The 8,250-nt window shown below is 34.7% G+C and carries 12 protein-coding genes; all 12 read left to right on the top strand.

Going from position 1 to position 8,250, the window contains the following annotated elements; translation table 11 throughout:
- On the top strand, positions 1–957 hold a 957-nt coding region (locus AC1DO4_RS27300), incomplete at its 5' end, for a lipopolysaccharide biosynthesis protein (protein ID WP_477420931.1).
- Positions 958–1,004: 47 nt separating this feature from the next.
- The gene (locus AC1DO4_RS27295; protein WP_477420930.1) at positions 1,005–1,418 is read left to right on the top strand and encodes a sugar 3,4-ketoisomerase; all 414 of its coding nucleotides are present in this window, start codon (positions 1,005–1,007) and stop codon (positions 1,416–1,418) included.
- Positions 1,419–1,826, top strand: coding sequence for a sugar 3,4-ketoisomerase (locus tag AC1DO4_RS27290; RefSeq protein ID WP_477420929.1), 408 nt, complete (start codon positions 1,419–1,421; stop codon positions 1,824–1,826).
- Position 1,827: 1 nt separating this feature from the next.
- Positions 1,828–2,355: a GNAT family N-acetyltransferase gene (locus AC1DO4_RS27285; protein WP_477420928.1), complete on the top strand. Its 528-nt coding sequence runs from the start codon at positions 1,828–1,830 to the stop codon at positions 2,353–2,355.
- Entirely contained in the window at positions 2,352–2,588 is a 237-nt protein-coding gene (locus AC1DO4_RS27280; RefSeq protein WP_477420927.1) for an acyl carrier protein, read from the top strand. The genes AC1DO4_RS27285 and AC1DO4_RS27280 overlap by 4 nt, the downstream gene beginning before the upstream one ends.
- A gap of 2 nt (positions 2,589–2,590) precedes the next feature.
- Entirely contained in the window at positions 2,591–3,595 is a 1,005-nt protein-coding gene (locus tag AC1DO4_RS27275; RefSeq protein ID WP_477420926.1) for a 3-oxoacyl-ACP synthase III family protein, read from the top strand.
- Positions 3,596–3,597: 2 nt separating this feature from the next.
- Complete coding sequence (locus tag AC1DO4_RS27270; RefSeq protein WP_477420925.1) at positions 3,598–4,695, top strand: DegT/DnrJ/EryC1/StrS family aminotransferase; 1,098 nt, start codon at positions 3,598–3,600, stop codon at positions 4,693–4,695.
- Positions 4,685–5,275 (top strand): DapH/DapD/GlmU-related protein, encoded by a 591-nt coding sequence (locus AC1DO4_RS27265; protein WP_477420924.1) that lies wholly within the window; start codon positions 4,685–4,687, stop codon positions 5,273–5,275. Before AC1DO4_RS27270 ends, AC1DO4_RS27265 begins: the two co-directional genes overlap by 11 nt.
- Before the next feature lie 9 nt (positions 5,276–5,284).
- Complete coding sequence (locus tag AC1DO4_RS27260; RefSeq protein ID WP_477420923.1) at positions 5,285–6,532, top strand: O-antigen translocase; 1,248 nt, start codon at positions 5,285–5,287, stop codon at positions 6,530–6,532.
- Entirely contained in the window at positions 6,529–7,383 is an 855-nt protein-coding gene (locus tag AC1DO4_RS27255; RefSeq protein WP_477420922.1) for a glycosyltransferase family 2 protein, read from the top strand. The genes AC1DO4_RS27260 and AC1DO4_RS27255 overlap by 4 nt, the downstream gene beginning before the upstream one ends.
- Positions 7,384–7,445: 62 nt before the next feature.
- Positions 7,446–8,072 (top strand): acyltransferase, encoded by a 627-nt coding sequence (locus tag AC1DO4_RS27250; protein ID WP_477420921.1) that lies wholly within the window; start codon positions 7,446–7,448, stop codon positions 8,070–8,072.
- Positions 8,053–8,250: NAD-dependent epimerase/dehydratase family protein (locus AC1DO4_RS27245; RefSeq protein WP_477420920.1), on the top strand; the 198-nt coding region annotated here is incomplete at its 3' end. The genes AC1DO4_RS27250 and AC1DO4_RS27245, both read left to right, overlap by 20 nt.

The following is an 8,250-nucleotide window of genomic DNA, read 5'->3' as shown; positions in this document are numbered from 1 at the left end:
CTTTCTGCATTGATTGGAGCAACATTGGGATTTACGTATTCATTTGTGAAAAAAACCAATTATAAAGCGGTTTCTACATTTGTTTTGGAAGAAAGTGGTAAGTCGGGAGGGTTAGGGCAATATGCAGGTTTGGCATCAATGGCTGGCATTGATTTGGGGGGCTTTGGTGGCGGAACAAATGGAATATTCCAGGGTGATAATATACTTGAATTATACAAATCACGCCTAATGCTCGAAAAAACCCTACTGAGCGAGGTTAGTATCGATGGTAAAAGGCAATTATTAATAGAAAGGTATATAGATTTTAACAAGCTGCGCACTGAATGGAAGGAAAAAAATATCACATTCAGGGGTAATTCTGATAGTTTTAACCGGACACAGGATAGTATAATAACAGGTATTGTTAATCTGTTTAATAAAAGCGCACTAAATGTTGGTAAACCTGATAAAAAGTTAAGTATAATCAGAGTTGAAATCACAAGTAGAGACGAATTGTTTGCCAAAGCTTTTAACCTTAAACTGGTTGAGACCGTTAATGATTTTTATACGCAAACAAAAACTAAAAAAAGTGACCAAAATGTTAATATATTAAAACATCAGGCCGATAGTGTTAGAACGGTTTTGGATAACTCCATCAGCGGTGTAGCATCGGCCCTTGACGCTGCACCTAATGCAAACCCTAGTTTAGTTATATTAAGAGTGCCATCACAAAAAAGGCAGGTAGATGTACAGGCAAGTACTGCCATTTACTCGGAGATCGTTAAAAATCTTGAAATCTCAAAGTTATCTTTAAGGCAGGAAACTCCTTTAATACAGGTAATTGATAAGCCTGTATTCCCGTTAGAGAGTGATAAGTTCGGTAAATTAAAGGGAATTGTTTTAGGTGGTATTTTAGGTGTTTTTCTGAGTACGCTGTTTTTAATAGTCAGAAAAATATTTAAGAATTTGATGGTGTAGCTCATTTATATATGGAGTTGTATTTGTAAATAATTCGATTAAAATATATGTCTTTAGCTCAGATAAAACTTATTAACCTTCCTAAAATTTTAGATGAAAGAGGAAATCTTTCATTTTTAGAAGAAAACAATCATATTCCGTTTAAAATTCAGCGTGTTTATTGGATATATGATGTTCCAGGCGGCGAGGAGCGGGGAGGGCATGGGTATAAAAAAAATCAGGAACTTATTATTGCCTTATCAGGAAGTTTTGATGTGGTATTAAATGATGGAAAAGAAACTCAAATATACTCGTTAAACAGATCGTACTATGGGTTATTTGTTCCGGAAGGAGTGTGGAGGCATATGGAAAATTTTTCAACCAACTCGTTGGCTTTTATCGCCGCTTCAACAGACTACGACGAAAATGATTACGAACGTAATTACGATCAGTTTTTATCTTCTAAAATTAATAAGATATAAATGAGCACAACGTACGACTGTTCAATATTTGAATTACCTCGTATTAAAAACCGCGCGGGTAACATTACTCCTGTCCATAACAATATTGAGGTTCCTTTCGCAATAAAGAGAGTGTTTTATTTATATGATATACCTGGAGGTGAATCGCGAGGTGCTCATGCCCATAAAGAATGCCACCAGTTTTTAATAGCGGCAAGCGGGAGCTTTGAGGTATTGTTAGATGATAGTAAAAGCAAACGTATTGTTCAATTGAATCGACCTTACGTTGGTTTACATATCCCTCCGGGAATATGGGCATCTGAAATTAATTTTTCATCTGGCTCTATTTGTTTGGTTTTTGCTTCACATAAATACAACGAAAAAGATTATATAAGAGATTATCAGGAGTTTTTAAATTTTGAAAAGTAAAATGATTAATGATACTGTAATAAAATACAATATTGTATTAGAGTTGGTTACGGAAAAAGATGCTCAGTTTATTATAGGTTTGAGATCCGGAAAAAGGAGTACGCATATATCATACACAGAACCGGACATTTTAAAACAGATAAGCTGGATTAAACAATATAAAATAAGGGAGCAAAATAATTTAGAATATTACTTTATAGTTAAAGATCTGGACGGGAAGAAATGGGGAACTACAAGATTGTATAATTTTAATAACGATAAGTTTGAGGTAGGAAGTTGGGTTTTTTTAGAGGATAGCCCTGTTGGAATAGCAATTAAGGGAGATATTATAACCAGGGAAATAGCATTTGAGCAATTGGGTTTTGAAAGCTGTAAATTTGACGTAAGAAAAGAAAATAAAACGGTATTAAAATATCATTGTGGATATAAACCGCTTTTAGTGGCCGAAGATGGGTTGAATTTTTACTTTGAATTAAATAAACAGGATTTTTATAAACAACGTGATAAACTAATAAAAATACTACTATGAATATAGATCAATTTATAACAAAATTTACTTTACAGTTTGAAGATAATGAGGAAATTGATGTTAATCCTACAACAGTATTTCGTGAATTACCCAGCTGGGATTCATTAACTGCAATGTGTGTACAAACAATGATATTGGATGACTATGAAGTGAAATTGTCTGATCAGGAACTGCGGTCTATGGTAACTGTTCAAGACATGTTTGATTTTATACAACATAATAAAAAAATATAATTATGCCAGCTTTTCTTAAAGCTACATCATTTCACTTGCCAGAAAAGGCGCTCAAAAATGATCAGCTAAACAGTGAGTTTCCCGAATGGTCTGCTGAGAAAATTTCTCGAAAAACTGGCATATACGAACGCAGAATTGYGGCAGAAAATGAATACTCAAGTGATTTGGGATTCAAGGCGGCGATAAGATTGTTTAATGAGAATGCTATTGATCCCAAGTCAATTGACTTTATTTTGTTTTGCACTCAAAGTCCTGATTATTTTCTTCCTACTACGGCATGTATCCTGCAGCAAAAATTAGGTATTCCAACATCGGCCGGTGCGCTGGATTACAATCTGGGGTGCTCGGGTTTTGTATATGGGCTAGCCTTAGCAAAAGGTTTAGTAACAGCGGGAATAGCTAAAAATATATTATTAATTACAGCCGAAACTTATAGTAAATTCATTAACAATCAAGATAAAAGTAATAGGACAATTTTTGGTGATGCAGCTTCTGCAAGCTTGATTGTTGCTGATAATGAGGGGGCGGAAATAGGTGAGTTTAGTTTAGGGACTGATGGAGCCGGCGCAGAGAATCTGATTGTTAAAAATGGAGGAATGCGCTACCGAAACGTTGAGGCAAAGGATATTTATGGCGACAACGGCTTTGAAAGAAATGATAGTGATCTTTACATGAATGGGTCAGAAATTTTCATGTTTACCTCGCGGGCTGTTCCCTTGCTGGTAAATGATACACTGTTGAAGAACCAATTGAATTTAGATGATGTAGATCTGTTTGTTTTTCACCAGGCTAATCAGTTTATGCTTGATCATATCCGGAAAAAGCTGGAGATACCCCCTGACAAATTCTTTATTTATTTGCGTGATTGTGGTAATACAGTTTCTTCAACAATTCCCATAGCATTATATAATGCCATGACCGAAAAAAGGATTAATAAAGGCAACACAGTGTTACTTGCTGGCTTTGGTGTTGGTTATAGCTGGGGTGGGGTAATATTAAAGTATTAATTATGGTTAAGTTTTTAGATTTATTAGAAATTAATAAACAACATAAAGAGGAATTAAAGAAAGCATTTGAACGCGTTTTGGATTCGGGCTGGTATATAATGGGGAATGAATCGAAAATGTTCGAAACCGATTTTGCAACTTATTGTGGAACTAAACACGCGATAGGTGTAGCCAACGGGCTGGATGCATTAATTTTAATTATCAGGGCATACAAAGAGTTGGGGGTATTCCAGGACGACGATGAAATTATTGTACCTGCCAATACCTATATAGCCAGTATTTTGGCCATATCTGCTAATAATTTGGTTCCTGTGTTGGTTGAGCCCAATATCGATACTTACAATATTGATCCAGCTTTAATTGAACTTAAGATAACAGCAAAAACAAAAGCCATTTTGCCTGTTCATCTATACGGCCAACTGTGTGATATGCAGGCAATAAACGCTATTGCGCAAAAACATCAGTTAAAAGTAATTGAAGATAGTGCACAGGCCCACGGCGCAACAAGCAACGGCAAACGAGCTGGCAATTTTGGTGACGCTACTGGTTTTAGCTTTTATCCGGGTAAAAATTTAGGTGCTTTAGGCGATGCTGGTGCTGTTACCACCAATGATGACGCATTAAATGAATGCATACGAGCATTATTAAATTATGGATCACATAAAAAATACGAAAATCTGTATAAGGGCGTTAATAGTCGCTTGGATGAATTGCAGGCTGCTTTACTAAGTGTTAAATTAAAAACACTTGACCAGGAAACAGCAACTAAAAGAGCAATTGCAAATCGTTACCTGCGGGAAATAAACAATCCTAAAATTATTTTACCAAAAGTAGCTGAGCAAAGTGCTCATGTTTGGCATTTATTTGTTGTTAGAACGGATAACCGCGAACATTTACAGCAATACCTTACCGATAATGACATTCAAACGGTTATCCATTACCCTAAACCACCTCACCGGCAAGAGGCTTACAAAGAGTGGAATAATTTGAGCTATCCTATAAGCGAAACTATCCATCGTGAAGTTTTAAGTCTACCTTTAAGCCCTGTATTAAAACCTCAAGAGGTAGATTATATTATAAAAACTTTAAATGAATATTAGAGGATTACTAATCACCAAGCTCATTTCCCCCAGCTTTGCAAAAATGCGTGTATTAAAGTATAAGATTTTATCAACATGCAATAATGTGAAGGGGCAACCAATTTGTATTGGACCAGTTTTAATAAAAGGACAGGGACAAGTGATTTTTAGAGAAAATGTTACAATAGGAGTCCTGGCATCTCCATCTTTTTATAATACCTATTGTTATATTGAAGCAAGAAATCCTGCAAGTAACATAAGTATTGGTAGCGGTACTTATATAAACAATAATGCCTGTTTAATAAGTGAAGGAGATGGAATCTTTTTAGGTTCAAATATTTTGATGGGCCCCAATTTTACAGTAGTCGACAGCGATTTTCATGCAATTGATCCTTCAAAAAGAATTACCGGAATTCCTAAAACCGCTAAGGTTAAAATTGACGACAATGTTTTTATTGGGGTTAGTGTTACTGTTTTAAAAGGAGTAAACATAGGTGAAAATTCTGTAATAGCCAGCAACTCTGTTGTCTCAAAATCAATTCCTGCCAATGTTATTGCGGGTGGAAATCCATGCAAGGTTTTAAAGGAAATCACCATTTAATCTGACAGTTTGAAACTCATAAAAACGTCTTTTTTTTCGGCTATAATTACATTTATCCGTATATCTTCTGGTTTTGTGGCAGGTAAGGTTGTGGCCATGTTTACAGGCCCCGCTGGAGTCGCATTAATAGGACAGTTTTCAAACTTTATAACTATTGCATTAACTTTTGCCAATGGAGCAATCAATAATGGCGTCATTAAATACACTGCAGAGTTTGAAGGAGAGGAACAACAATTAAAGAAACTTTTTAGCACCTCGCTTAAAATAAGTATTTATAGTTCAAGTATATTTGGCCTTATATTACTCTGTACGGCAACCTATGTTTCTAAATGGTTGTTTCATTCCATTCTTTATATTAATCCTTTAAGGGTTCTAGGGGTTACCATTATTTTATACTCACTTAATTCGCTTCTGATCTCGATTTTAAATGGCAAAAAACAAATAAAAACATATACGTTGGTTAATACCGTAGGAAGCATTGTAGGATTGCTTTTTACAGTTATATTAGTTTTCTTTTATAAAATAAGCGGGGCTCTCTATGCTTTGGTTTTGGCACAATCTATCGTGTTTTTTATTACCTTAATAATGGTTATTAGAAGTAGTTGGTTTTCAAAAGCATATTTTAACCAGCCTTTTGATAAAGAAATGGCCCGAAACTTATCGCGCTATAGTTTAATGGCAGTAATTACGGCTTTAACTGTCCCAGTTTCCCAGATTATCCTACGTAATATAGTAATTAGTAAATTGGGTATTAATAGTGCCGGTTATTGGCAAGGTATGATGCGAATTTCTGATGGATACCYGTTGTTGGTAACCACGTCTTTAAGTACTTATTACTTACCGAAATTATCGTCATTACACCATGATGATGATTTGCGTAAAGAAATATACCAGGGATATAAGATCATACTTCCCGTTGTTTTTGTGAGTTGTATACTTATTTACTTCCTGCGTTTTTTTATAATACATCTATTGTATACTAAAGAGTTTGAAGCCATGAGCGGCTTGTTTATTTTTCAGTTAATAGGAGATTTTTTTAAAATGGCAGCTTGGATATTAGGTTACCTAATGCTGGCAAAAGCTATGACTAAAGCATATATTATAACAGAAATTGTATTTAGTATAAGCTACATTTTGTTAGGATATGTTTGTATACATTTGTTTAAACTAAACGGCATTACCATAGCATTTGCCATTAATTATTTTATTTATTTAATAGTTATGATTGTGCTTTTCAAAAAAATATTATTCAAATGAAGTATCCTTTAGTATCTATCATCGTTCCTTGCTATAATCACGAAAAATATGTTGTTGGCGCCTTAAACAGTGTTCTTGATGACACCTATTCCAATAAAGAAATTGTTGTGATTAATGATGGTTCTACTGATAATTCAAACAATATAATAAACCGGTGGGTGAGTGAACATCATGCAGATCTGTCAATAGAATATATAAACCGCGACAATAAAGGCCTTTGCACCACACTTAATGAATTGTTAAAACTGGCGAAAGGCAAATATGTGTTACCTCTTGCCAGTGACGATGCTCTGTATGGCAACACTATAGCACAAAGAGTATCTATTTTAGAGGAACATGAAAAAGATGGCAAACTTGTGTTGATAAGCGATGCTTTAATCGTTGATGAAAACAACAACATTTCACAACAAAGTTCGATGGAAAATAATAAGGGTAATAAACTAAAGTTTAGTACTGATAAAGGTATCCTTGAGGAAATGATAACAAAGCCCTCTACTGTCGGAGCAATTTCGTTAATTAATAAATCGATATACGATAAAATCGGTTACTATCCCGAAGATTTGTATATGGAAGACTGGTTTTTTTATCAGAGAGCAGCTGCTTTAAAAGCCATTTTATTTTGGGATGAAGTAGTGTCGTTATATAGAGTTCATTCAAATAATATGTCAGGAGTGAATATTTCGATGAAAAAAAGGCTTGATATTTATCATTCCGTCAAGACCTCAGTAAGCAGAAATATAACTTGGTTCCCCTCCTTATATTACAAGTATTTGGGAGTAAAAAAAGTGTTGTCAATCGATTTTTTAATTTTCAAACTTCTTGTAAAAAGATTGATGTTGAAAGAGAAGTAGTGTGTTTTACTGCCAAACTGGATTAGTATATGTTGGTAGGTATTATCTTATTGTGAGAGATTATGACAAGTTTTATAATTAAAAAGGTTAAAAGTTTTTTATTAAAACGACACTTAAATGGTGTTTCAGGCTATATTTTAAAGGGGAACGCCCAGTTTTTTGAAAGCTTTAGGTTAACCTTAATTAAGCCTGCACAAGGTAAGGCATACTTAAAGGTTGGCGATGACACCATTTTGGATTGTAAAATTTTATTTGAGTCTTCTACCGGCGAGGTAATTGTCGGCAACAGGTGTTATATAGGAACAAGCCATATTATAAGCAGATCAAAAATTGAATTTGGCAATAATGTAATGGTAGCTATGGGGTCTGTTTTTTACGACCATGACTCACATTCCATCAATTATATGGAACGGGAAAATGATATAACTCAACAGTTAACAGACTATAGAAACGGAAAGTTTTTTATCGAGAATAAAAGTTGGATTGATGTTAATTCAAGTCCTATAAAAATTGGCAACAATGCATGGATAGGTATAAATTGCATAATTCTTAAAGGGGTAACAATTGGTGAAGGAGCAATAATTGGTGCCGGAAGCGTAGTTACGCGTGATATTCCGGCATGGTGTATCGCAGCTGGTAACCCTGCAAAAGTTATTAAGGAAATTTCTGATGAATATAGAAGAAAGTAAAAAAAAGGTTTTAGTTACAGGCGCTTACGGTTTTTTAGGACGATATGTATCAAAAGCTTTTCATAGTGAGGGTTATCATGTTAGTGGTATCGGACACGGCAAATGGCACAATTACGAGTACAATCAATGGGGTATTCAAGAKTGGTATGAGTCCACAATCACTTTTGAGGCATTAATG

It is taken from the genome of Mucilaginibacter sp. P5_A6, from assembly GCF_056400585.1.
The sequence above is the reverse complement of the archived record's forward strand: the minus strand, read 5'-3'. Positions and strand labels throughout refer to the sequence as shown.